Source organism: Lysinimonas soli (assembly GCF_042655435.1).
In the GTDB taxonomy this organism is placed as follows: domain Bacteria; phylum Actinomycetota; class Actinomycetes; order Actinomycetales; family Microbacteriaceae; genus Lysinimonas; species Lysinimonas soli.
Genome location: NZ_JBHSMG010000001.1, coordinates 1460765 through 1482678 on the forward strand (window position 1 = coordinate 1460765; position 21914 = coordinate 1482678).

Consider the following 21914-nt stretch of genomic DNA (forward strand, 5'->3'; position numbering starts at 1 on the left):
ACTCCGCGTGCGGTCAGTGCTCGCGGAACTCCGGCCATTCCGAGCCGCGAGCCATGCTCGCGTGCATCGCGCTCTTGGCGACCTCGAGCGTGGGATACACGCCACGCGGCTCCGCGTCGTCGAGCATCCGCACCGCGTAGCCGGCATCGGTGTGCAGGATGGTTCCCGCCGCTCCCGCCTCGCCGAAGGCGATCCAGCGCTGGCCGGTTGTCATTCCCATCGTGGGGATCGGGCTCATCGTCGAGCTCCTTTCGTTGCTGCCACGACGCTACGCCGCTCGCGCCGCGGATGCACTCATTTCGAAGGCACCGGTCAGTTTCGGGCCAGCTGCGCGATTCCGGCGACCAGCACGTCGAGCAGGGCCTCGAAGCTGCGGTCGACGTCGTCGGGCATCCCGAAGCCGCCGTGCGCCTCCAACTCCACGAAACCGTGGATCGCTGCGCGGGTCGCGCGCACCGCATCGACCGTGCGCTGTTCGGGCAACCCGAACCCGAGCAGCACCGAGGACACGACGTCGACCGTGTCGGTCGCGGCCTGCGCGAGGGCGAGCCAGACCGGGTCGCCGACGTCGCCGTCACCGGGCTCGAACCGCGGCGCGATCTGGGTCGCCGCGTACAGTCCCGGATGCTCGGCCGCGAACCTGCGGATCGCCCGACCCAGCGCCCGCAGCGCGTCCTCGCGCACACGCCCCTCGGTGGACGCCGTGCTGCGGCGGAGCAGCTCGGCCATCCCGACCAGGGCGACCGAGCGGCGCAGGTCGGCGAGCGAGCCCACGTGCTTGTACAGGCTCGGCACCGCCACCCCGGCGCGCCCGGCCACAGCCGCGAGGGTCAGGCCGTCGAAGCCGTCCGGCGTCGAGTCGACGAGCTCGACCGCCAACTCGGTGACCGCCTCGCGGCTGAGGCCCGCCCTAGGCACGCGGCGCCCGCCATCCGGACCCGCCGCGCAGCTCCTCGACGAAGGCGAGGATGCGCGGCACCACGAGGTCGGCACGCTGCGCGTGCGGGTAGTGCGCGGCGCGCTCGACCAGCAGGGTCTGCGCGCCGAGCGATTCGCCCATGGCGACGAGTTCGGCGGCCGGGTCCTTGTAGTCGGGGTCGGAGTCGCCCACGACGACGAGAGCCGGGGCGTGCACCGCGGCGACCAGGGGCTCCACCGCTGAGTGATCGAGCTGCAGCGTCAGCTCGCGGAACGACCGCAGACGCCCCGGTTCGCGCATCGACGAGCGGATCGCCGCGACGTGCTCGGGCAGCCAGGATGCGGCGGTCCCGCGGTTGAGGGTCTTCCCGTAGTAGTTGGCCCACATGGTCGCCCCCCAGGGGCGCGCGAACAGAACGCGGTACATGAGCCGGGTGGTCGCCATCGCGCCGCGCGAGAAGAACTCGCGCAGGAACGGGCTGAGCAGCACCAGGCCGGCGACGGCATCCGGACGCTTCGCCGCCGCGATCACCGCCGCGCTGCCCGCCATCGAGTTGCCGACGATGACGGCCGGGCCGCCGAGCTCGTCGATGAGGGCGAGCATGTCGTCGGCGGTCACGACGTCGCCGTGCTCGCGGAACGTGGTGTCGGAGTCGCCGTGCCCCCGCAGATCCATCACCGCGACCCGGAACCCGGCGCCCAGCAGGGGACCGACGAGTTCACGGTAACTGTCGCGCAGGTCGCCCATGCCGGGCACCGCGACGACGAGCGGACCGACGCCGTCGACCGTGTAGGCGAGACGGCCCGCAGGCCGCGACAGGAAGTGCAGTTGGGAGGTGATGTTCTGGCTCATGACATTAAAGCTAATACCATTAGCCAAACTTCGCAACCGCCGACTCCGATCAGCTGTCGACGTGTCCCAGCTCGGGCGCCGCGCAGAATGCCAGGCGATTCGCCAGGGCGTGCAGCTCGAAGACCGTCACCTCGTTCTCGCCCGCGCGCAGCACGGGCGAGGGAACGAAGAGCGTGCGCTGCGGCCCGCGCGACCAGTAGCGGCCGAGGCAGAATCCGTTGACCCAGACCACGCCCTTGCCCCATCCGGCCGTGTCGAGGAAGAGGTCGGCGGGCTCATCGAGGCGGAAGCCCGCGCGCGCGAGCACGGGGCCCGCGATCATCGCGGATGTCGGGGTCGCTCCCCCGGACGCCATCGCTCGCAGCGCCTCGAGGTCGAGACCGAGCAGTTCCCAGTGCCCCAGAGGTTCGCCACCCACGAGAGCCGGGCCGATCAAGCCCTTGGGCTCGCCGATCCGCGGGCCGTAGTCGACGCGGCCTTGATCCTCGACGAGCAATTCGAGCACGCCCTGCGCGTTCGAGGGAAGGGTGATCGCCCGCTCCCCCAGCTCGCGCGACAGCACTCCGACGGGGTCGCCGTCGATCGAGACCAGGGCGCGATCGCGCACCTCGGCGAACTCGAGCACCGCGTCGCCATCGACCGAGATCGGCGTGCGATAGAGCGAGAACCCGGACAGGATGTCTCGCTCGTCGTGACTCGGGAGCCCGTCGCTGAGTTCGCCGATCGCCGGGAGCGCGTCGCGCAACGGCCGCACCGACTCGAACCTCGTCTCGAAGACGGGCGCGGGAGCGGCCGCGGCCGGGAGCTCATCGGGAACCTCGGCGAACTCGGCGATCACCTCGCGGAAGGCCCAGAACTTCTCGGTCGGAGCGCCCGCCTCGTCCAGCGGGGCGTCGTAGTCGTAGCTCGTGACGATCGGCTCGTAGATGCCCTTGTCGTTCGCGCCGTTGCTCAGGCCGAAGTTGGTGCCGCCGTGGAACATGTAGAAGTTCACCGAGGCGCCGTGCGCGAGCAGGACGCGCAGGTCCTGTGCCGCGTCGCCGGCCGAGGTGCGGTGATGGGCGGCGCCCCAGTTGTCGAACCAGCCGTTCCAGTACTCCGAGCACATCAGGGGCCCGGTCGGTTGATGGCGCCGGAGCGTCTGCAGCCGCTCGGCGGATCGCGAACCGAACGACGCCGTGAGGTGCAGTCCGGGCCGGCTGCCGTTGGCGAGCATCTCGTCGGTGGGCTGATCGACGGTCGTGAGTGGGACCTGGATGCCGCCCTCGCGCAGCAGTGCGGTGATCGCGTCGAGGTAGTCGGCATCCGCCCCGTACGCGCCGTACTCGTTCTCGACCTGCACCAGGATGACGGGGCCGCCGTGCTGCACCTGCAGCGGCTCGATCATCGGAAGCACGTGCCCGAAATACCCCTCGACCGCGGCGAGGAAGCGCGGGTCGGAACTCCGGATGCGCATCGGCCCGTCCCGGAAGAGCCAGGCCGGCAGTCCCCCGCCGTCCCACTCGGCGCAGATGTACGGACCGGGGCGGACGATCGCCCGCATCCCCTCCTCGGCGACGAGCTGCAGGAAGCGCACGAGATCGAGGCGCCCCGTGGCATCCCAGGAGCCCTCCTTCGGCGCGTGCGCGTTCCACGGCACGTAGGTCTCGATGGTGTTGAGACCCATCAGGCGGGCCTTGTGGATGCGGTCGGCCCACTGCTCGGGATGCACCCGGAAGTAGTGGATCGCACCCGACAGCACCCGGAAGGGCTGACCGTCGAGCAGGAAGTCGGTGTCGCCGATGGCGAAGGTGCTCGGGGCGAAAGGCATGATGCTCCAATTCGAGGCGTGGGACTGCACGGCCGGCCGGAGGGATCTCCGGCCGGCCGTGGACAGAACGGGGTCGGCTAGCCTGCCTTGACCGTGAACCCCTGCTGCTTTCCGTAGCTCAGCAGCTGGGACTGCCAGGTGCTGAGTCCTGCGTTCAGATCGGACGAGCTGGAGTACGCCTGCCCGACCGTGTCGCCGAAGATGCTGTTCGCGTACACCTGGTACGGCAGGTACGACCAGCCGGTCGCCACGGTCGACGCCGCGTCGCCCAGCACCTGGTTGATCTTCTGGCCGCCGAAGTACGCGACGGACTGGTCGGCGAACGAGCTCGCCTTGAGCTCGGCGACGGTCGAGGGGAACCCGCCGCTGGCGAGGAAGGTCTTGATGCTCGTCGGGTCGCTGTTCAGCCAGCGCAGGAAGGCCGCTGCGAGTGCGGGGTTCTTGCTCTGCTTCAGCACGGACTGACCGCCACCGCCGTTCTCGGCCGTGACCGCCTTACCGTCGTAGGTCGGGATCGGGGCAACCCGCCAGTCGCCGGAGGCGGCCGTGACGCTGGACTCCAGCACGCCGGGCATCCAGGCGCCCGTGATGAGGGTCGCGATGGTTCCGTTGCCGAGACCCTTGTACCACTCGTCGCCCCAGGCCGGGATGGTCGAGAGCAGGTGCCCCTGGAGCAGCTGGTTCCAGGTGTTCGTCCACTTCTTGGTGCCCGAGTCGGCCAGGTTGAGCGTGACGTCGCTGCCGCTCACGGTGAACGGCCGGCCGCCGGCCTGCCAGATCATGCTAGTGGTGAATCCGGCGTCACCGGTGTCGGCGGTGATGAACTTCGTCGGGTCGGCCGCCGTCAGCTTCTTGGCGTCGGCGATGTACTCGTCCCAGGTCGTCGGCACGGCGAGGCCGTACTGGTCGAAGACCTTCTTGTTGTAGAACATCGCCATGGGGCCCGAGTCCTGCGGCAGGCCGTACAGCTTTCCGCCGATGCTGACCGAGTTCCACGTGGAGGCCGTGTAGTGGCTCTGCAGCGAGTCGAGCCCGTAGCTCTTCAGGTCGGCGAGCGCACCCGAGAGCGCGAACTGCGGGAGGGCGTAGTACTCGATCTGCGCGACGTCGGGCGCGCCGGATCCGGCCTTCACCGTGTTCTGCAGCTTGGTGTACTCGTCGTTACCCGTGCCGGCGTTGACGAGCTTGACCGTGACCTTCGGGTACGCCTTCTCGAAGGCGGCGACCTGTGCCTTGGCCGACGGAGTCCAGCTCCAGTAGGTGATCGTTCCGCCGGCCTTGAGGGCGGCGTCGAGGTCGCTGCTGCTGCCGCTGCCTCCGGATGTTCCCGTCGAGCAGGCGGCGAGCCCCCCGCCGATGAGCGCCGCCGCGGCGACCACGGTGGCGATCCGGCGGATGCCGGAACCTCTGCGCATGAGAGTCATGCTGTTCCCTTCACTTCGTTGTCGAGGAATCCGGTGCAGGACGCGCCGGCGAGAGTGTGGTGTTCCGCAAGACAGTGCCTCTCGCTCACTGCTTGACGCTTCCGGCGCTCAGGCCCGATTGCCAGTAGCGCTGCAAGATCAGGAATGCGACCACGATCGGGATGATCGTGAGCAACGACCCGGTGATCACGAGGTTGTAGATCGGGTCGGCGGCGGCCCCGGTGGCCTGCGCGTTCCACTGGTTCAGGCCCACCGTCAGGGGGTACCAGCTCGGATCGCTCAGCATGATGAGGGGCAGGAAGTAGTTGTTCCAGGTCGCGACCACGGCGAACAGCGCCACGGTGACGATCCCGGGCGCCAGCAGCTTGATCGAGATCGTGAAGAAGGTGCGCAGCTCGCCGGCGCCGTCCATGCGTGCGGCCTCGAGCAGTTCGGTCGGGATCGCGTCGACGGCGTAGACCCAGATCAGGTAGAGCCCGAACGGACTCACCAGCGACGGGATGATGATCGCCCAGGGGGTATTGGTGAGGCCCAGCTGGCTGAACAGCAGGAAGGTCGGCACCGCGAGCGCGGTTCCGGGCACCGCGATGGCCCCGAGCACCAGCGCGAAGACCGCACCGCGACCGCGGAAGCGGAACTTGGCGAGCCCGTACCCTGCGAGCGTGGCGAGCAGCGTGGCCCCGCCCGCTCCGACCACGACGTAGAGCAAGGTGTTCGCGAACCAGCGGAGGAAGATGCCGTCGTTGTAGCTGAGCGTCTCGCCGATGTTCCTGAAGAACGAGAAGTCTCCGCTGAACCAGAGCCCGAAACTGTTGAAGAGCGACGACTGCGACTTCGTCGAGTTGACGACCAGCCAGAACAGCGGCACGAGCGAGTACAGCAGGAAGACCGACATGACGATCGTCAGCACCACCGATCGGCGCTGCCGCCGGTGGCTGACCCGTCCCGCGCGTTCCGCGCTCATCGCTCGTCCTTCCGCGATCCGCGCAGTTGCACCGCGTAGGCGATCACCCCGGTGATCACACCCATCACGATCGCCACCGTGGCCGAGTAGTTGTACTGCTGGGCCGCGAACGACAGGTTGTAGGCGTACATGTTCGGGGTGAAGAAGGTCGTGATGACGTTCGGAGCCAGCGGCTTGAGGATGTTCGGCTCGTTGAACAGCTGGAAGCTTCCGATGATCGAGAAGATCGTGGCGATCACGATCGCCCCGCGCAGAGCAGGCAGCTTGATGCTGAGGACCGTGCGGAACGCGCCGGCTCCGTCGAGTTCCGCCGCCTCGTAGAGGTCGGTCGGGATCACGCGCAGTGCCGAGTAGAAGATCAGCATGTTGTAGCCGAGGTACTCCCACGTCGTGATGTTGCCGATCGAGGCGAGGATCCACTGCGAGCTGAACGGCGCGAGCACCGTGGAACCCAGCCATCGGTTGATGTCGGCGGTCAGGCCGAAGTTCTGCCCGTAGAGGAAGCCCCACATCAGGGCCGCGACGACACCCGGCACGGCGTACGGCAGGAAGACGACGATCCGGAAGAAGCCGCTGGCGTGCAGCCTCGCGCTGTCGATGGCCAGGGCGGCGAACAGGGCGAGCCCGAGCATGATCGGCACCTGCACCAGCAGGAAGACGACGACGTGGAGGAACGATTGCCAGAACCGCCCGTCCGACAGCACCTGCGCGTAGTTGGCCAGCCCCACGAACGCATTGCCGCCGACCAGCTGGTCGCGGAACAGGCTCAGGTAGATCGCGTAGAGCACGGGGGCGATGAACGCCACCGCGAAGACGATCAGAAAGGGCAGGACGAAGGCCCAGCCGCGGCGACCGACGGCATTGCGCCGGCGGCGCGGGGTGGTCTCGCGTGCAACGGTCAGCGACAGCGATGTCATCGAGGTCCTTCAGATCGGCATGTTCACGTCAACATGGCGAGGTCGACGATAGCATGTTCACGTCAACATGCATGACCTCCCCGGATCGATCGGACCAGACATGACTCAGCCCGCCACGCGAGGGCCGTCGATGGCCGACGTCGCCCGCCACGCGGGGGTCTCGTCGCAGACCGTCTCGCGCGTCGCGAACGGGCACAGCAACGTCGAGGAGCCCACGCGCCAACGGGTGATCGCCTCGATGGAGGCGCTGGGTTACCGGCCCAACCGCGCGGCGCGCGCGCTGCGGAGCGGGCGGTTCCACTCGATCGGCGTCATCATGTTCACGCTCTCCACCTTCGGCAACATGCGCACCCTCGAGGCGATCGCCGACCAGGCCGCCGAGGCCGGGTACTCCATCACGCTGATCCCCGCGGGCCCGACTGCCAGCCAGGTGAGCGGGGCCTACAGCCGCCTGAACGAGCAGGCGGTCGACGGCATCATCCTGATCTTCGAGGCGCACCTGATCGGAAAGACCGACATCACGCTCCCCCCTGGCGTGCCGGTCGTCGTCATCGACTCGAACCCGGACTCGCAGCTGCCGGTCGTCGACACCGATCAGGCCCTCGGGGCCCGACAGGCCACCCAGCACCTGCTCGACCTCGGGCACCGCACCGTCTGGCACATCTCCGGACCGCTCACCTCCTTCTCGGCCACCCATCGCCGGGAGGCATGGGCCGCCACGCTCGCGGAGGGCGGAATCGAGGCGCCCCCGCCGCTCGCGGGCGACTGGTCGACCGAGTCCGGCTACCGGCTCGGCCTCGAGCTCGGCCGGCGCGACGACGTGACCGCGATCTTCGCGGCCAACGACCAGATGGCCCTCGGCGCCATCCGGGCTCTGCATGAACTGGGGCGTGAGGTGCCGGGCGACGTCAGCGTGGTCGGATTCGACGACCTGGAGGAGTCGTCCTCGTTCTGGCCGCCCCTGACCACGGTGCGTCAGGACTTCCGCGAGGTGGGGCGGCTCAGCATCCAGACCCTGCTGCGCTCGATCGAATCCCCGACCGCCGCGCCCGATCGAAGCGTCCTGGTTCCGACCGAGCTCATCGTTCGCAAGAGCACGGCGCCACCGCGCGCCTAGGCTGGTTGCATGCCCTATCTCGCCGCCGCCGACCGCTACGACTCGAAGATGCCCTACCCGCGGGTCGGTCGCAGCGGGCTGAGGATCCCCGAGATCTCGCTCGGCCTCTGGAACAACTTCGGGTCTGACCGCCCCCTCGACACGCAACGCGCGATCCTGCGCCGGGCCTTCGACCTCGGGGTGACCCACTTCGACCTTGCCAACAACTACGGGCCGACTCCCGGGGCCGCGGAGCGCAACTTCGGGCTGATCCTGCGCGACGACTTCCTGCCCTACCGCGACGAACTGGTGATCTCGACGAAGGCCGGCTACGAGATGTGGGACGGCCCCTACGGCGAGTGGGGCTCGCGCAAGTACCTGTTGAGCTCGCTCGACCAGTCGCTCGCCCGGATGGGTCTGGACTACGTCGACATCTTCTACTCGCACCGACCCGATCCCGAGACGCCGATCGAAGAGACCATGGGGGCGCTTGCGACGGCAGTGAGGTCGGGACGGGCGCTCTATGCCGGCATCTCGAACTACGACCCGCAGCAGACCAAGGCGGCGTACGTCGCCCTGCAGGCCGAGGGGATCCCCCTGCTGATCCACCAGCCGCGGTACAACATGTTCGATCGGAAGATCGAGCACGGCCTGTTCCCGGTGCTCGACGAGATCGGCGCCGGCAGCATCGTGTTCTCACCGCTCGCCCAGGGCATGTTGACCGACCGCTACCTGCACGGCATCCCCGACGACTCGCGGGCCGCGACCGGCCGCTGGATCGACGAGTCCCACATCAGCGCGAGCTATCTCGAGCGGGTGAGGGCGCTCGACGCGATCGCGAAGGGCCGCGGCCAGACGCTCGCCCAGCTCGCGCTGACCTGGGTGCTGCGGCATCCGCAGGTCACCAGCGCGCTGATCGGGGCCTCGAGCGTCGCGCAGTTGGAGAGCAGCCTGGGCGCCGTCGGCGCCGCGCCGCTGAGCGACGAGGAGCTCGCCGCGATCGAGCCCTTCGCGATCGACGGCACCGAGCGCCGCTGAACACGACGCCGAACCCCGTGGGCTACCTCTACGCACTGCTCGGTGCGCTGCTGTTCGGCGCGAACGGCAGCATGACCAAGCTGCTCGTCGAGGGCGGCCTCAGCGCGACCCAGCTCACGCTGTTCCGCACCATGGGCACCGCCGTCCTGGCGGGAATCGTGCTGCTGCTGACCGATCGGAGCGGATTCCGGATGCGGCCTCGGCAACTGCTCGTGATGGCCGTGCTCGGCGTGGCCGGCGTCGCCCTGCTGCAGGCGAGCTACGCCTCGGCCCTCGCGCTTCTGCCGGTCGGCATCGCCCTCCTGTTGGAGTACACGGCGGTGCTGCTCGTCGCTCTTGTGGCGTTCTTCGTGTTCCGCGAGAAGGTCAAGGCCCGACTCTGGGTTGCGATCGCCTGCGTTCTGGTGGGTCTCGCGATCGTCGCCCGCATCTGGGCGAGCGACCTGAACCCGCTCGGCGTCGTGCTCGCCCTGGTCGCGGCGATCACGCTCACGCTCTACTTCGTCGTCGGCGAGCGTCAGGTCAGCGCGACCTCGCCGCTCGCCGTCGCCTTCTGGACCGGGCTGTTCGCGGGGGCGTTCTGGGCGGTGTTCAGCGGATGGTGGCAGCTGGATCCCTCCGTACTCGGCAAGCCGGTTCCGCTCGGCGGATCGCACGGGGCCTTCGAGCTGCCGCTGGTGCTCCCGCTCGCCGCGACCGTCGTCTTCGGCTCGTTCCTGCCCTTCCTGCTCTCGTTCTCGGCGCTCAAGCACCTCTCGGCGACGGCGGCAGGCATCGTGGCGTCGTCGGAGGTGCTCTTCGCCTTCCTGGTCGCCTGGCTGTGGCTCGGCGAAGGGCTCGACCCGGTGCAGATCGTCGGCGCCGCGATCGTACTGGTCGGGATCGTGCTCGCCCAGACCGCCCGTGCCGGCAAGGTCGTCGACGCCGACCTCGCGCTGCCCGGGGTCGGAGCCGAGGCTCGACGCTGACCCCGATGTCGGGGGTCGAACGTATGTTCGAGTCATGGACCTCCTCGAACGCGCGACTCCGCTGCCGCTCGCGGCGCCGCATCCGGCCATCTCGGTTCTCGCCCTGCATGGCCGGCTGTCCCGCATCACCCGTCGCGACGGCACCGTGCTCGGCTACGTCGAGCCGATCGACTCGGCCGAGGGAGAGCGCTACCGCGCCAAGCGGCTGCGGGCCCGAGCGCAAGGCTTTCTGGTGGTCGGCGACTTCTGGACGGCCGATGAGGCGGTCGATGCGCTGCGGTAGCGACGTCCCGGCTCACTAAGTCTCGGGCTGAACCGAAGACTGAGAGTTTCGACGACGCGCGACGATTGCTCGGCGATCCGCCGGGGTCGGCGTATCGTGCGGCTCATGCAACCGTGGAACGATCTTCTCGACTGGATCCGGTCCGACAGTGGATGGCGCATCATCTCGACCGCGATCATCCCCTTCGTCGCGATCGTCGTCGCCGGCTTCGTCGCCGCCGGCATCGGACGCGGCACGACCAAGCGGGTGATCGCTCAGCGCGATCACGAGACCCGCTCGGCCGCGGTCGCGGCACTCATCGCAGCCGGCCATGGCGCGGCGAGCTGGCACAGTCAGTCGCCGGCCTCCCGCGAGCACGCCGAGCGGCTCGCGAGCCAGGCCGACGTGACCGTGCGGCTGCTGCCGATCGCCGGGGCCTCGCTCGCCGCCGACTGGGCGACGCACCAGCTCGCCGAGATGCGCACCAACTCGGTGAGCTACAGCTACCAGGCCGAGCAGACGCTCGAGGAGTACCGCGACCGGCTCGTCGAATGGCTGCATAGGCCGAGCCGAGCCAAGAAGCTCTTCGCTGCCGACGTCGAGCGCTGGCAGTACGCCGAGAGCGCCGTCGACCCGGTCGTGCTCGAACAGCAGCGCTGGGCCGAAGAGCAGTACTCCGCCGTGAACCACGAGTCGGCCGAGCGCGCCCCCGAACTGCCGCTCAACACACCGACGGCCGTGCTGGGGTCGGTCGCCCGCGAGTAGACGTTCCTTGGTGCCCTCGGCAGGAATCGAACCTGCGACCAAGAGATGAGAAGCACCGTGAGTAGACGTTCCTTGGTGCCCTCGGCAGGAATCGAACCTGCGACCAAGAGATGAGAAGCACCGCGAGTAGACGTTCCTTGGTGCCCTCGGCAGGAATCGAACCTGCGACCAAGAGATGAGAAGCACCGCGAGTAGACGTTCCTTGGTGCCCTCGGCAGGAATCGAACCTGCGACCAAGAGATTAGAAGGCTCCTGCTCTATCCGCTGAGCTACGAGGGCGCGGCTTCAGGGTAGCGCAGCGACCCGGAGCAACCGCGGTCAGACCGCCCGTGCCAGGGCGACGAGCACCTGGTCGAGGGTCGGAACACCCTCGGCGCGGAAGACCTCGGCTCCGTCGCGATCGCGAACGATCGCGGTCGGCGTCGCGCGGATGCCCGCCGCTTCGGCGTCATCCGGGAACGAGGCGACATTGCGCTCGACGAGCTCCATCGCGGGCACGAGTTCTGCGGCGCGTTCCAGCACGGCCCGCGTGGCCGTGCAGGCGGCGCAGAAGCTCGAGCTGTACAGGTCGACGATCACCTCGTCGCAACCTCGGCCGGGGCGGCGGCATTCCCGGCCGTCGCGAGGACGGTCGCCTGCCTTCGCTAGGCTGACCGCGTGGCTGCACATCCCGATGTCCTGGTCTGGATCGACTGCGAGATGACCGGACTCGATCTCACGATCGACGAACTGGTCGAGGTCGCGGTCGTGATCACCGACTACGAACTGAAGCTGCTCGACCCGGGTTTCAACATCGTGATCAAGGCCGATCAGTCCGCCCTCGACAACATGGGCGACTTCGTCACGGCCATGCACACCGAGAGCGGCCTGATCAACGAGATCCCCCACGGAGTGACCCTGGCCGAGGCCGAGTACGAGGTGCTCGAGTACATCCTGAAGTTCGTGCCGGATGCGCAGACCGCACCCCTGGCCGGCAATACGATCGGCACCGATCGGTCGTTCCTGGCGAAGTACATGCCGCGCGTCGACGGTCACCTGCACTACCGCAGCGTCGACGTCTCGTCGATCAAGGAGCTGGCACGGCACTGGTACCCCCGCGCGTACTTCCAGGCTCCGACCAAGAACGGCGGGCACCGGGCTCTCGCCGACATCCTCGAGTCGATCCGGGAGCTCGCCTACTACCGCAAGGTGGTCTTCGTGGCGGACCCCGGACCGAGCAGCGAGCAGGCTCAGACGGCTGCCGCCGAGACGGTGGAGTCATGGGCCCCTCTCGTGCCCTAGAATCGTTGAGTTGCCCGCGCTCCACCAGGAGTGCGTGGCGCGCATGGTGGGTGTAGCTCAGTTGGTAGAGCACTGGCTTGTGGTGCCGGTTGTCGCGGGTTCGAGCCCCGTCATCCACCCCATGTACTTTTCCGTCGAGACGGCGGTCGCGAGCGGGACGTCGACCGGCACCTCGCATGAGACCCGCACCGGCAGCCGCATCGCCCCCGATCTGCCGTGGCAGACCATCGTCTGGAACGACCCGGTCAACCTGATGTCGTACGTCACCCACGTCTTCCGCAGCTACTTCGGCTACTCGAAGGCCGAAGCCGAGCGCCTCATGCTGCAGGTGCACCACGACGGTCGTGCCATCGTTGCCACCGGACCGCGCGAAGAGATGGAGCGGCACACCGAGGCGATGCACGAGTTCGGACTCTGGGCGACCGTGGATCGGGCGAGCTGATGCGCATCGAACCGGCGATCACGGGAGTGCTGATCGAGTTCACTGCGCTCGAACGCCAACTGCTCACCACCCTGCTCGCCCAGTACGACGAGCTCGTGCACGAGCAGCTCGACGATGCCGACCTCGCAGAGGATCCGGCGCTCGCCCGGCTGTTCCCGAACGCCTACCCGGATGACGATGAGGCTGCCGCGGAATTCCGCACGTACACCCGCGAGGGGCTCGTCGAGCGCAAGTCCGCCAACTCCGGGCTGATCTCGGCTGCGCTGGTCGCCTCACCCGAGCAGCGGCTGTCGGTGGAGCGCGATGACGCCGAGCGCTGGCTTCCGGCACTGACCGACCTGCGCCTCGTGCTGGCGGAGCGCCTCGGCATCCGTCACGACGACGACCCGCTGCCCGATGACGAGCTCGCAGATGTGTACGCCTGGCTCGGCGAGCTGCAATGGTCGCTCATCGCGGCCCTCGATCCGGAGTCGGCCGAGGCGCCCGAGGGATTCTGATGACCCTGGAGCTCGACAACGAGGCGTTCGAGAGGCTCGTCATCGACGAGCTCGATCTGCTACCCGACGAGATGGTCGAGGGCATCGAGAACGTCGTCTTCGTCACCGAGGATCGCCCCGACGACGGCTCGCTCGAACTGCTCGGCCTCTACCAGGGGGTGGCCATCACGCATCGCGAGCGCTACGGGTTCGGCGAACTGCCGGACCGCATCGTGTTGTACCGCGAGCCGCTGCTCTCGGTGAGCGACGACCTGCAGCAGCTGCGCGATCAGGTGCATGTGACCCTCGTACACGAGATCGGGCACTACTACGGGCTCGACGACGAGCAATTGCACGAGCTCGGCTGGGCCTGACCGCGGCAGGACCCGACCGCGACGGCGCTCAGGCGGCGATCACGAGGTCGGCGAGGCGACGCGGGTGCTCGCGAGCGTCGAAGGCGTCCTCCTGGGCCGCCCAGCGATCCCAGTAGGGGTCGAAGCGACCGAGGTCGCGGGCCGAGGCGCGGCGACGGCGCTCGGCGGCATCCAGTTCGAGCCAGATCCCGAAGCCGGCCATCGCCCGATTCGTCCGGCTCAGCGCCCCGCAGCCTTCGACGATCAGGGGGCGCTCCGGGTCGATCGGATGCCATTCCGCCGGTCCGTCCGTCGCCCAGTCCCAGCGCCGCCACCCCGGGTCGCGCGAACGCAGCATCGTCTCGTGGACCGCTGTGGAGCCGGCCTCGAGCCCGTCCCATCCCGGGTACACGTCGTCGAGGCTGACCAACTGGGCGCCCAGCCGGGGCGCCAGGCCCTGCGCGAGCACGGTCTTGCCCGAGCCGGAGCGGCCGTCGATCAGCACGACGACGCGACCGGAGGGGTTCGAGCGGGTGATGGCCGATGCGAGCCGCTCGAGGCCCGACGGGTCGAGCGGCTCGCCCGGCGTGCCCGCGTCTGTGAGATCAGTGTCCAAGAAACACCCACTGCCCGGTCGCGACTGCAGCGGTGACGGCGGCGGCGGCGATCGCCGTCGCGACCGCGATCAGCAGCACCTCCCGGCGCCCGAAGTACGAGGCACGGGCCCAGCTGCGCGGTGTCGGGCCGCCGAATCCACGGGCCTCCATCGCGGTCGCGAGCGCGCTTCCCCGGCGGATCGACAGCACGAACAGGGCGAAGGCCGAGCCGGCGAAGCGCCGGAGGCGTCCGCGGTCGGCCACGCCGCGCGCCCGGCGGGCGAGCTCGAGGGCGCGCCAGTCGTCGCGCATCAGCCCGAACAGGCGGAAGGCGGCAAGGGCGCCGAGCACGAACCGGGCGGGAAGGCGCAACAGCTGAGCGAGGGCGTCGGCGAACTCCGTGGCATCCACGGTCGCGAACAGCACGACCGCCGGGAGCGCGATCGCGAGCACGCGAAGGACGGTCACGAGAGCCAGGTGCAGCGATCCGTCGGTCACGTGCACGAGCAGCGCATCGACGTAGACACGACCGGATGCCTTGCCGTAGAGGGCGACCGTGACGCCGGCGAGCGGCGCCGTGATCCAGAGCGCCGAGGTGCGATGCCAGAACGGCGCCCAGCCGAGCCCCGCGAGCGGCAGCGCAGCGAGTTCGAGAGCCAGGGCGACGCCGGCCGAGACGGCATCCACCGAGAGGGCGAGCGCGACGGCCAGCACCAGGGTCGCGGCGAGCTTGGCGACCGGGTTGACCGCCGCTGCGCCCCGCCGCAGTTCGAGGGAGACCACGGCTGCGCTCACGCCGCGACCCCCTGCAGCACGAGTTCGCCCGCGTCGAGCTCGGCGATCAGGCGGCGGTCGTGGGTCGCCGCCACCACCGCCGCGCCCTCGGCCCGCAGCTCGTCCAGAAGAGCGACGAGGGCAGCCCAGGTGCGGGCATCCTGCCCGAAGGTGGGTTCGTCGAGCACGAGCATGCGCGGTCGCGCGGCCAGTACCGCGGCGACCGAGAGGCGTCGCTTCTGCCCGCCCGACAGCGTGAAGGGGTTGGCCGCCGCCAGCCAGGCGAGATCGAGGCGCTCGAGCAGGGCGCCGACGCGCGCGTCGACCTCGGCCGGGGGCACCCCGAGCGCTCGAGGGCCGAGTGCCAGCTCGTCGCGCACGGTGGCGGTGAGGAACTGGTGCTCGGGAGTCTGGAACACCGAGCCGATGCGGCTCAGCAGCTCGCGCGAGCGCCAACGGATCGGCCGAGGATCGACTCCCCCGGCGAAGCCGTCGCTCGCCCGCAACTCACCGCCCGCCGGGGCGAGAAGCCCGCCCAAGGTGAGGGCGAGGGTCGTCTTGCCCGTGCCGTTGGCGCCCGTGAGCGCGAGCACCGTTCCGGACTCGACGGTTGCATCGATCCGGCTCGGAAGCGTGGCACCCGCGACGCGGGCGATGCGCAGCTCCTGCGCCCCGAGCAGCGGGGTGCGTTCCCCCGCTGCGGCGCGGCGCGTGATCCGCGGCTCACGCCCGGGCACCCAGACGCCGGCCGCCGCGAGAGCGTCGCCCTGGCGGGCCAGCACCGACCGCGGCGCTCCGTCGGCCAACAGCTTCCCGTCCGAGCCGAGCACCACGATGCGGTCCACGACATCGAGCCAGGCCTCGACGCGATGCTCGACGATGATCGCGGTCGAGCCGGTGCGCTGCAGCACGGCCGCGACGGCATCCCGCACCCGGATCACGCCCTCCGGATCGACGTTGGCGGTCGGCTCGTCGAGCAGCAGCAGCCCCGGGCGCATCGCGAGCGCCCCCGCAAGGGCGAGCCGCTGCTTCTGACCGCCCGAGAGGGCCTCGGTCGGATGACCGAGCGGCACCGCGAGCCCGACCAGCTCGAGCGCCTCCCGCACGCGGCTCCACGTCTCGTCGCGAGGCACGCCGAGGTTCTCGCAGCCGAACGCGACATCGTCGCCGACGCGCGACATGATCACCTGCGAGTCCGGGTCTTGAAGCACGAGTCCGGCGGCCCCGCGCGCCGAAGCCGGGTCGCGACCGGCAACGCGCAGAGTACCCGCGCTCTCGCCCTCCTCGTCGCCGCCGAGAACGCCCGCGAGCCCCGCCAGCAGAGTCGACTTGCCCGATCCGGAGGGGCCGAGCAGCAGAATGCGCTCTCCCGGCTCGATCCGGAGTTCGAGCTCGCGAAGGGCCCAGGCGCGGCGCCCGGCGTGACGCCAGCCCCAGCCGCGCGCCTCGACCGCGGCCGGGGTCGGCGACTCGGAGCGGTTCGTCAGACCTCCGCCGTTCGCTGCCGCCCCGAGGCGAAGCGGTTGAGCGCGCCCGTCGGCGCCAGCGCCCGCACGATCAGCCAGCCGACCACGCCGGCCAGCACCGCACCGGAGACCGCGAACGAGATGACGTAGACCAGCGAGAACACCGGGGTCGACCCGGGGTAGTACAGCACCAGATCGAGGATCGCCCCGCCGATCCCGGCGAGGATGCCCGACAGGATCGCGACGAACAACCGCCAGTTGGCGTAGAGGAATGCCGCGAACACCAGCTCGGCGCCGAGTCCCTCGACGACGCCGTAGAGCACCGTGACCGCGCCGCCCCACTGGTTGCCGACGAGCGCCTCGACGATCGCCGCGACGAGCTCGGCGAACAGAGCGGCCCCCGGCTTGCGGATCACGAGAGCCGCGAGGACGCCGGCAAGCAGCCAGAGGCCGTACCCGAGGCTCTGCACCCCGGGGAGGGCCGCGGCGATCCCGGCGGCCGGGAACTGCCAGGCCCAGTAGATCAGGCCCGTGGCGACGCCGATGACGGCGGCCACGACGATGTCGACGACGCGCCAACGCCAGACGATCCGCGAGTGATTGCCGGTGGATGTCGTTGCCATGTTCGTGCCTCTCTGAGGTGAGTGAGGGCACGGGTTCCGAGAATCTGCCTCCCTGCGCCGGCATGATCCGGATCAGGTTCGACGGTCGAAGCTTCGATCAGCTTCCTCTCAGCCCGGCACACCGGACTCCCGTGTTCAGCGACGAGTCTAGCCCCGCGGCACCTAGGCTGTGCCCCGTGGCAGCCATGGACCGCCGACGCTTCCTTACCCGGGTCGGACTCACCGTGCTCGGGTTCGGGCTCGGCGCGGGTGCCGTCGTGGCCGGCGAGGCCGTCGCGGGCGGGTTCCGCGCATCGGCCCCGACACCGACGACCCCGCGACCCGGTCCGTCGGTCGCGAGCGGGTCTCCCCGCGCCCACCCCGATCCGATCCCCTCGGCGACGCCTCTGCCGCCGCACTTCGGCGCTCCGCAACTGACCAGAGTGAAGCTCCCCGGCGCCACCCTGTACGGCCTCCCCGGCAGCGGCAGCCTGCTGGCCCTGACCGTCGACGACGGCGCCAGCAGCGAGGTCGTCGCCGCCTACACCGAGCTCTGCCGTCGCACGGGAATGCGCCTGACCTTCTTCGTGACCAAGAAGTACTCCTCGTGGACCGACAACGCCGCGGCCATGCGACCGCTGGTCGAGAACGGCCAGATCCAGCTCGGTAATCACACGATGTCGCATCCGGACCTGACGAAGCTCAGTGCGGGCGCCATTCAGAACGAACTGACCGGCTGCGGCACGTTCATCAAAGACACCTTCGGGGTGGATGCCGCCCCCTACTATCGACCGCCCTTCGGCTATCTCGACGCCCGGGTGCGCGCGGCGGCGCACGCCGTCGGCTACACGCAGCCCGTGCTGTGGTTCGGCACGCTCTCGGACTCCGGCCGGATCACCGAGGCGCAGGTCGTGCAGTTCGCGCAGAAATGGTTCCTCCCGCAGCACATCGTGATCGGGCATGCGAACTTCGACCCCGTCACGCACGTGTTCGACCAGCTGTTGCAGCTCATCCGCGACCGTGCGTTGCAGCCCGTGACCCTGGACGACGTCTTCGCGCGGTGACCACGGGCGCCGCGGGCGCCTCGGGCCTCAGCCCGCCGGATCCTCCCCGGGCAGCAGCACCTCGACGGGGCTGTCGTCGACGTAGCCGATCGCCGCGAACTCGATCTTGCCGAAGTCGAGCGCGGCGTCGAGGGTCACCGTGTTGTCGATCACGTACGCGATGTTGATCGGCAGCCCCGTCATGCCGGCCGAGAAGCTGTCGCCGACCATTCGGGTGCAGACCACGAGCCCCTGCACGAGGATGACCTCGCCGTCCTCGTCGCGGGTGCGGAATCCGGGCTGGGTTCGATCGAGGTCGAAGCCCGCGGGCGGCCGGAACGGGATCGGCCGCTCAGCGAAGCACAGCACGTAGTCGGCACGATCCGGGCCGGGCACGACCCGCAGCACCCGCGCGCGCAGCGGCAGGACCGCCTCGAACTCGGCGGGACCGCTGTCGAGGGCCGTGATGACGAAGGAGGGCATCCCCTCAGCGTGCCAGAGGCGCCCGGTGGAGCGGCCTACCGCGCCGATCCGGCGCGGCGCATCTGGTTGATGCGCACCCCCTTGAGCACGGGGTAGATCGCCGAGAAGACCACCATCGGCGCGCGCAGGGCCGGGTCGGTGATGCCGTGGTTGTCGTAGCTGCGCTCCCAGCGGCGCACGTAGTGGAAGTAGTCGCGCGGGTTGTCGTCGAGGCGGCGGGCCGACATCCCGGCGACCATCTTCGAGGCGTAGACGACCCGATGACCGCGCTGGGAGAGATGGATGCTGAGGTCGATGTCCTCGTGCATCTCGTCGGCCTCGTCACGGCAGACGTGCTCCCGGATGTCGCGCCATGCCGACGCGCGCAGCGCCATGTTGCTGCCGAACAGGAAGTGGTAGTCGCGGGCGAGCTTGAGGATCGCCCGCCGCAACCCGTCGTCGGCGCGCAGCCCGAAACGCCGCAGCGGCATGTCGTAGTAGATCATCGGCCCGGTCGCGCCGTCGACGGTGTCATCGAGGAAGATCTGCTTGACCTCCTCGACCCACCCCGGTTCGAGCACGGAGTCGGCGTCGATGCGGCCGATCACCTCCCCGATGGCGTGGTCGAGCCCCAGGTTACGGGTGGGAACCAGGCCCTGCTCGCGGTTCTGCTCCAGGATCAGCAGGGGGGCATCCGGGTATTCGATGCGCAGGGAGTCGAACACCGCGCGGGTGCCGTCGGTCGAGCGGTTGTCGACCACGATGATCTCGTCGGCCGGCACCGTCTGCTCGATCGCCGCCACCACGCAGGCGCGGATGGTGCGTTCCTCGTTGTAGGCCGGGATGACGATCGATACCGTCGGAGCGGTCACCATGGCTTGACTCTAACGGCTCCCTCCCCCGTTACCGGGCCCAGAGCACTCGACGCATCACGGCGCGTTCGACCAGGGTCCAGCTCGTCGACACGGCGAGGTACACGGTGGCGGCCAAGGGCACGATCGCGGCGAAGATCACGGTCAGGAACGGGGTCCAGCTGAGCAGATCGGCGATCCCCTGCTGGGCGGGATCGAGCGGCACCGCGATGCGTCGGGCAGCCCGTCGCGAGAGCCCGGCCACGATCGCGATGACGACCAGGAGCGCGATCGCGACACCGTCCGTCGCCAGGAATCCGCTCGTGGCCGCGATCAGGTGCCGGCCGAGCGGAGCACCCAGGAAGGTGGCGCTCAGCAGGGCGTTGGCGTGGCCGTCGATCGTCGGCGAGGTGAACAGGGCATACACCAGAGTCAGCACGGGGGCCTGCGCAAGACCCGGAAGCAGGCCGGCGATCGGCGAGACCTTCTCGGCGGCGTAGAGGGCGAGAGTCTCGCGCTGGAGACGATCGGGCTGCCGGGCGAAGCGGGAGCGCAGCTGGGCGATGCGGGGTGCAAGCCGGCGCCGATGGCCCTCGGCGCGGACGGTCGCGAGAGCGAGCGGGATCAGGGCCGTGCGGATCGCGATCGTGACGAGCACGATCGCCACGCCTGGCGTCACGACCCCGCCGAGGGCGGCGAGAGCGGTGGACGCCCCATCGAGAAGGGCGGCGATCGGGGGGAAGTCGAAGATGTCCATGGGTGTCTCCTGACAGGTCGAACGGAAGGATGAGTTCGTTCGGCCATCGCCCCCACCGGAGGTGGGCACGGCAGGAGTCAGACGGCCGGCAGCAGACGGCCCGGTGCTCGCGGTCGGCGGTGACCCCGCGCGGCGGGGTCGGTCTGGGCGGTGCGCGGCACCATGCGATCGAGGGCGGCGCGGGCCCCGACACCGAGCGGGATGCCGCCCCAGCGCGGCGGCAGAGCACGCGCGATGAGGACGGCGACGATGGCCAGCACGGCCACGACGAACGCCGCGGACACGGTCGAACTCGTCGGCGTGCTCGTCAGTGTGGTGGTCAGCGCGAGCAGCAGCTCGACCGCGGCGACCACGCGACTCAGCCTGCTCGCGATGCTGCTCGCCATCATGCGGTCAGATTACCGCCGACCGGCGCCGCGAGGAGAGCCACGATGTTGGCGCCGCCCTTCGTGGACTGCCGGCCCACCTCGACGAACCCGAGCCGGCTGTGGAAGGCGAGCGAGCCCGGGTTCGGGGGCTCGAGGTTCACCTCGCACAGCACCTCCGAGGCGCCGACGCGCCGCGCCTCGGCGAAGGCCGCCTCGTAGAGGCGTGGACCGATCCCCCGGCCTTGGAGGTGCGGGCTCAGCACGATGCGATCCACGTAGACGAAGTCGTCGGAGCGCGCGCTGAAGAACAGGTAGTTCTCGCTCCGGTAGTCGAGCCCTGGCGGCATCCCGAGCAGGAAGCCGGCGGGCCGCCCGTCGTCGACGACGAGTCGCACCGAGCTCATCGCGACCAGCTCGGCGAACTCGACGGCGGGGGTGATCGGCACCGCAGGGTACGCGGCGTCGTTCACCGCGACGAGGGCATCGAGGTCATCGTCGCGGTAGGGGCGCAGGATCGGGTCGCTCACCGGATCAGGCTAGCTGGCGGGGTGCCAGGCCTCGTTCGCGTGGGTGCGCATCCAGTCGACGGGGTTGATCGGGGTGCCCGCCGCGTCCAGGATGCCGAAGTGCAGGTGCGGTCCTGTGCTCTCGCCGGTGTCGCCGACCAGCCCCACGATCGTGCCGCGCGCGACCGTCTGACCGACGCTCAGTCGCAGGGAGCCGGAGGCCATGTGGCCGTAGACGCTGCTCACGATCACCCCGTCGATGTCGTGCTGGATGATCGCGTAGACGCCGAGCTCACCCGAGGGATTGCCTACCTCGGTGACGACCCCGTCGGCGATGGCTGCGATCGGCGTGCCCGCACCGGGAGTGAAATCGACCCCGCGGTGGAAGGTCGAGCAGCCGGCGCACGGTGCCGCGCGCGGTCCGAAGGGGCTGCTGACCGGGCTCGAGGGATCGATCGGCCACTGCACCATCGAGAAGGTCGTCACGGTGAACCCGTCGCGCTCGACGCGCACGCCGGACGATGCGGATGCCGCCACCTTCAGTCCCTGCGCCTCCGAGGCCGCGAACGGCAGCTGCTGCGTCGCCGCCTGTGCCGGCAACTCGTGGATGCCGACCGCGGCGACGACGACTGCAGTGGCCACGATGGCGAGAACGGAGCGATTGACCCGGAGGAAGCCGGCGAGCGGGGCGCGGTCGTGCGGGTGGTGGCGGGAGTTCGGGTGGCCGTCGGGGCGATGGTCGCGGGGGTGGTGGTCGCGGGGGTGGTGGTCACGGGGGCGATCGGGGCGCGCGGACGCGCTCTTCTGAAGGAACAAGGACGAGCACTTTCGAGTCGAGCGCGGCACCGTGCACGCGCGGGACGCCCAGTGTGCGTCCTCTGATGGAGCGGACCCACGTCGCCGTTCTGCACGGTGGATAACG

28 protein-coding genes, 2 tRNA genes and 1 riboswitch are annotated in these 21914 nt (G+C 69.7%); of the genes, 11 read left to right on the forward strand and 19 right to left on the reverse strand.

The features are described 5' to 3' along the window. Positions 1–13: 13 nt before the first annotated feature. The 7 genes from ACFPJ4_RS07045 to ACFPJ4_RS07075 form a co-directional block, all read right to left on the reverse strand. On the reverse strand, positions 14–238 hold the full coding sequence (locus ACFPJ4_RS07045) for a methyltransferase (RefSeq protein WP_386739655.1): 225 nt from the start codon (positions 236–238) through the stop codon (positions 14–16). Between the two features lie 74 nt (positions 239–312). Further along, entirely contained in the window at positions 313–918 is a 606-nt protein-coding gene (locus tag ACFPJ4_RS07050; protein WP_386739656.1) for a TetR/AcrR family transcriptional regulator, read from the reverse strand. Then, positions 911–1771 (reverse strand): alpha/beta fold hydrolase, encoded by an 861-nt coding sequence (locus ACFPJ4_RS07055; protein ID WP_386739657.1) that lies wholly within the window; start codon positions 1769–1771, stop codon positions 911–913. The genes ACFPJ4_RS07050 and ACFPJ4_RS07055 overlap by 8 nt, the downstream gene beginning before the upstream one ends. Before the next feature lie 49 nt (positions 1772–1820). After that, positions 1821–3581, reverse strand: a complete 1761-nt coding sequence (locus ACFPJ4_RS07060; RefSeq protein ID WP_386739658.1) for a glycoside hydrolase family 35 protein — start codon at positions 3579–3581, stop codon at positions 1821–1823. A 77-nt stretch (positions 3582–3658) separates the two neighbouring features. After that, the gene (locus ACFPJ4_RS07065) at positions 3659–5005 is read right to left on the reverse strand and encodes an ABC transporter substrate-binding protein (RefSeq protein WP_386739659.1); all 1347 of its coding nucleotides are present in this window, start codon (positions 5003–5005) and stop codon (positions 3659–3661) included. 85 nt (positions 5006–5090) lie between these two features. Beyond that, entirely contained in the window at positions 5091–5969 is an 879-nt protein-coding gene (locus ACFPJ4_RS07070; RefSeq protein ID WP_386739660.1) for a carbohydrate ABC transporter permease, read from the reverse strand. Continuing rightward, a complete protein-coding gene (locus ACFPJ4_RS07075; protein WP_386739661.1) occupies positions 5966–6886 on the reverse strand; it encodes a carbohydrate ABC transporter permease in 921 nt (306 codons plus the stop codon). The genes ACFPJ4_RS07070 and ACFPJ4_RS07075 overlap by 4 nt, the downstream gene beginning before the upstream one ends. A 67-nt stretch (positions 6887–6953) precedes the next feature. On the opposite strand from ACFPJ4_RS07075, the gene ACFPJ4_RS07080 reads away from it, so the two are divergent. The 5 genes from ACFPJ4_RS07080 to ACFPJ4_RS07100 all read left to right on the forward strand — a co-directional run bounded on the left by ACFPJ4_RS07080 (position 6954) and on the right by ACFPJ4_RS07100 (position 11015). Beyond that, complete coding sequence (locus ACFPJ4_RS07080) at positions 6954–8003, forward strand: LacI family DNA-binding transcriptional regulator (protein WP_386739662.1); 1050 nt, start codon at positions 6954–6956, stop codon at positions 8001–8003. A gap of 9 nt (positions 8004–8012) precedes the next feature. Next, positions 8013–9020 carry an aldo/keto reductase gene (locus ACFPJ4_RS07085; RefSeq protein ID WP_386739663.1) on the forward strand — a complete coding sequence of 336 codons (1008 nt, stop codon included), beginning with the start codon at positions 8013–8015 and terminating at the stop codon, positions 9018–9020. Between the two features lie 17 nt (positions 9021–9037). Then, positions 9038–9988 carry a DMT family transporter gene (locus tag ACFPJ4_RS07090; protein ID WP_386739664.1) on the forward strand — a complete coding sequence of 317 codons (951 nt, stop codon included), beginning with the start codon at positions 9038–9040 and terminating at the stop codon, positions 9986–9988. Positions 9989–10022: 34 nt separating this feature from the next. Next, a complete protein-coding gene (locus ACFPJ4_RS07095) occupies positions 10023–10271 on the forward strand; it encodes a hypothetical protein (protein WP_386739665.1) in 249 nt (82 codons plus the stop codon). 105 nt (positions 10272–10376) lie between these two features. Next, a complete protein-coding gene (locus tag ACFPJ4_RS07100) occupies positions 10377–11015 on the forward strand; it encodes a hypothetical protein (protein WP_386739666.1) in 639 nt (212 codons plus the stop codon). 203 nt (positions 11016–11218) lie between these two features. Here the strand turns inward: ACFPJ4_RS07100 and ACFPJ4_RS07105 are convergent. Continuing rightward, positions 11219–11294, reverse strand: a tRNA-Arg gene (locus tag ACFPJ4_RS07105). A 39-nt stretch (positions 11295–11333) separates the two neighbouring features. Next, on the reverse strand, positions 11334–11594 hold the full coding sequence (locus ACFPJ4_RS07110) for a YbbN family protein (protein WP_386739667.1): 261 nt from the start codon (positions 11592–11594) through the stop codon (positions 11334–11336). Positions 11595–11672: 78 nt separating this feature from the next. On the opposite strand from ACFPJ4_RS07110, the gene orn reads away from it, so the two are divergent. The 5 genes from orn (at position 11673) to ACFPJ4_RS07135 (ending at position 13588) form a co-directional block, all read left to right on the forward strand. Beyond that, the gene (orn, locus tag ACFPJ4_RS07115) at positions 11673–12296 is read left to right on the forward strand and encodes an oligoribonuclease (RefSeq protein ID WP_386739668.1); all 624 of its coding nucleotides are present in this window, start codon (positions 11673–11675) and stop codon (positions 12294–12296) included. A 46-nt stretch (positions 12297–12342) separates the two neighbouring features. Continuing rightward, positions 12343–12418: transfer RNA gene (locus tag ACFPJ4_RS07120), tRNA-His, on the forward strand. After that, positions 12418–12738, forward strand: coding sequence for an ATP-dependent Clp protease adapter ClpS (gene clpS / locus ACFPJ4_RS07125; protein ID WP_386739669.1), 321 nt, complete (start codon positions 12418–12420; stop codon positions 12736–12738). The genes ACFPJ4_RS07120 and clpS overlap by 1 nt, the downstream gene beginning before the upstream one ends. Next, positions 12738–13235 carry a DUF2017 family protein gene (locus ACFPJ4_RS07130; protein ID WP_386739670.1) on the forward strand — a complete coding sequence of 166 codons (498 nt, stop codon included), beginning with the start codon at positions 12738–12740 and terminating at the stop codon, positions 13233–13235. Before clpS ends, ACFPJ4_RS07130 begins: the two co-directional genes overlap by 1 nt. Next, positions 13235–13588 (forward strand): metallopeptidase family protein, encoded by a 354-nt coding sequence (locus tag ACFPJ4_RS07135; protein ID WP_386739671.1) that lies wholly within the window; start codon positions 13235–13237, stop codon positions 13586–13588. The genes ACFPJ4_RS07130 and ACFPJ4_RS07135 overlap by 1 nt, the downstream gene beginning before the upstream one ends. A gap of 28 nt (positions 13589–13616) precedes the next feature. Here the strand turns inward: ACFPJ4_RS07135 and ACFPJ4_RS07140 are convergent, their stop codons facing one another. Genes ACFPJ4_RS07140 through ACFPJ4_RS07155 form a run of 4 tightly spaced genes read right to left on the reverse strand, consistent with a single transcriptional unit; the run spans position 13617 to position 17026 of the window. After that, positions 13617–14183, reverse strand: coding sequence for a nucleoside/nucleotide kinase family protein (locus ACFPJ4_RS07140; protein WP_386739672.1), 567 nt, complete (start codon positions 14181–14183; stop codon positions 13617–13619). Next, positions 14173–14958, reverse strand: coding sequence for an energy-coupling factor transporter transmembrane component T family protein (locus tag ACFPJ4_RS07145; RefSeq protein ID WP_386739673.1), 786 nt, complete (start codon positions 14956–14958; stop codon positions 14173–14175). Before ACFPJ4_RS07145 ends, ACFPJ4_RS07140 begins: the two co-directional genes overlap by 11 nt. Then, entirely contained in the window at positions 14955–16424 is a 1470-nt protein-coding gene (locus ACFPJ4_RS07150; RefSeq protein ID WP_386739788.1) for an ABC transporter ATP-binding protein, read from the reverse strand. The genes ACFPJ4_RS07145 and ACFPJ4_RS07150 overlap by 4 nt, the downstream gene beginning before the upstream one ends. Next, entirely contained in the window at positions 16421–17026 is a 606-nt protein-coding gene (locus ACFPJ4_RS07155; protein WP_386739674.1) for an ECF transporter S component, read from the reverse strand. The genes ACFPJ4_RS07150 and ACFPJ4_RS07155 overlap by 4 nt, the downstream gene beginning before the upstream one ends. A 32-nt stretch (positions 17027–17058) precedes the next feature. Then, positions 17059–17170, reverse strand: a riboswitch (TPP riboswitch). Between the two features lie 41 nt (positions 17171–17211). Here ACFPJ4_RS07155 and ACFPJ4_RS07160 point away from each other — a divergent pair. Beyond that, positions 17212–18069 (forward strand): polysaccharide deacetylase family protein, encoded by an 858-nt coding sequence (locus tag ACFPJ4_RS07160; RefSeq protein ID WP_386739789.1) that lies wholly within the window; start codon positions 17212–17214, stop codon positions 18067–18069. 27 nt (positions 18070–18096) lie between these two features. Here the strand turns inward: ACFPJ4_RS07160 and ACFPJ4_RS07165 are convergent, their stop codons facing one another. The 6 genes from ACFPJ4_RS07165 to ACFPJ4_RS07190 form a co-directional block, all read right to left on the reverse strand. Further along, entirely contained in the window at positions 18097–18531 is a 435-nt protein-coding gene (locus ACFPJ4_RS07165; protein ID WP_386739675.1) for a hypothetical protein, read from the reverse strand. Between the two features lie 35 nt (positions 18532–18566). After that, on the reverse strand, positions 18567–19385 hold the full coding sequence (locus ACFPJ4_RS07170; protein WP_386739676.1) for a glycosyltransferase family 2 protein: 819 nt from the start codon (positions 19383–19385) through the stop codon (positions 18567–18569). 28 nt (positions 19386–19413) lie between these two features. Then, a complete protein-coding gene (locus ACFPJ4_RS07175; RefSeq protein ID WP_386739677.1) occupies positions 19414–20118 on the reverse strand; it encodes a YidC/Oxa1 family membrane protein insertase in 705 nt (234 codons plus the stop codon). Between the two features lie 77 nt (positions 20119–20195). Then, complete coding sequence (locus ACFPJ4_RS07180; RefSeq protein WP_386739678.1) at positions 20196–20507, reverse strand: hypothetical protein; 312 nt, start codon at positions 20505–20507, stop codon at positions 20196–20198. Then, entirely contained in the window at positions 20504–21013 is a 510-nt protein-coding gene (locus ACFPJ4_RS07185; protein ID WP_386739679.1) for a GNAT family N-acetyltransferase, read from the reverse strand. Before ACFPJ4_RS07185 ends, ACFPJ4_RS07180 begins: the two co-directional genes overlap by 4 nt. Positions 21014–21022: 9 nt before the next feature. Then, positions 21023–21634, reverse strand: coding sequence for a M23 family metallopeptidase (locus tag ACFPJ4_RS07190; RefSeq protein WP_386739680.1), 612 nt, complete (start codon positions 21632–21634; stop codon positions 21023–21025). Between the last annotated feature and the right edge of the window lie 280 nt (positions 21635–21914).

Bases quoted from the DNA above. Each gene is read 5' to 3' on its own strand.
- ACFPJ4_RS07045 (WP_386739655.1), bottom strand. From the start codon at position 238: ATGAGCCCGATCCCCACGATGGGAATGACAACCGGCCAGCGCTGGATC.
- ACFPJ4_RS07055 (WP_386739657.1), bottom strand. From the start codon at position 1,771: ATGAGCCAGAACATCACCTCCCAACTGCACTTCCTGTCGCGGCCTGCG.
- ACFPJ4_RS07060 (WP_386739658.1), bottom strand. From the start codon at position 3,581: ATGCCTTTCGCCCCGAGCACCTTCGCCATCGGCGACACCGACTTCCTG.
- ACFPJ4_RS07065 (WP_386739659.1), bottom strand. From the start codon at position 5,005: ATGACTCTCATGCGCAGAGGTTCCGGCATCCGCCGGATCGCCACCGTG.
- ACFPJ4_RS07070 (WP_386739660.1), bottom strand. From the start codon at position 5,969: ATGAGCGCGGAACGCGCGGGACGGGTCAGCCACCGGCGGCAGCGCCGA.
- ACFPJ4_RS07075 (WP_386739661.1), bottom strand. From the start codon at position 6,886: ATGACATCGCTGTCGCTGACCGTTGCACGCGAGACCACCCCGCGCCGC.
- ACFPJ4_RS07080 (WP_386739662.1), top strand. From the start codon at position 6,954: ATGCATGACCTCCCCGGATCGATCGGACCAGACATGACTCAGCCCGCC.
- ACFPJ4_RS07085 (WP_386739663.1), top strand. From the start codon at position 8,013: ATGCCCTATCTCGCCGCCGCCGACCGCTACGACTCGAAGATGCCCTAC.
- ACFPJ4_RS07095 (WP_386739665.1), top strand. From the start codon at position 10,023: ATGGACCTCCTCGAACGCGCGACTCCGCTGCCGCTCGCGGCGCCGCAT.
- ACFPJ4_RS07100 (WP_386739666.1), top strand. From the start codon at position 10,377: ATGCAACCGTGGAACGATCTTCTCGACTGGATCCGGTCCGACAGTGGA.
- clpS (WP_386739669.1), top strand. From the start codon at position 12,418: ATGTACTTTTCCGTCGAGACGGCGGTCGCGAGCGGGACGTCGACCGGC.
- ACFPJ4_RS07130 (WP_386739670.1), top strand. From the start codon at position 12,738: ATGCGCATCGAACCGGCGATCACGGGAGTGCTGATCGAGTTCACTGCG.
- ACFPJ4_RS07135 (WP_386739671.1), top strand. From the start codon at position 13,235: ATGACCCTGGAGCTCGACAACGAGGCGTTCGAGAGGCTCGTCATCGAC.
- ACFPJ4_RS07155 (WP_386739674.1), bottom strand. From the start codon at position 17,026: ATGGCAACGACATCCACCGGCAATCACTCGCGGATCGTCTGGCGTTGG.
- ACFPJ4_RS07160 (WP_386739789.1), top strand. From the start codon at position 17,212: ATGGACCGCCGACGCTTCCTTACCCGGGTCGGACTCACCGTGCTCGGG.
- ACFPJ4_RS07165 (WP_386739675.1), bottom strand. From the start codon at position 18,531: ATGCCCTCCTTCGTCATCACGGCCCTCGACAGCGGTCCCGCCGAGTTC.
- ACFPJ4_RS07170 (WP_386739676.1), bottom strand. From the start codon at position 19,385: ATGGTGACCGCTCCGACGGTATCGATCGTCATCCCGGCCTACAACGAG.
- ACFPJ4_RS07175 (WP_386739677.1), bottom strand. From the start codon at position 20,118: ATGGACATCTTCGACTTCCCCCCGATCGCCGCCCTTCTCGATGGGGCG.
- ACFPJ4_RS07180 (WP_386739678.1), bottom strand. From the start codon at position 20,507: ATGATGGCGAGCAGCATCGCGAGCAGGCTGAGTCGCGTGGTCGCCGCG.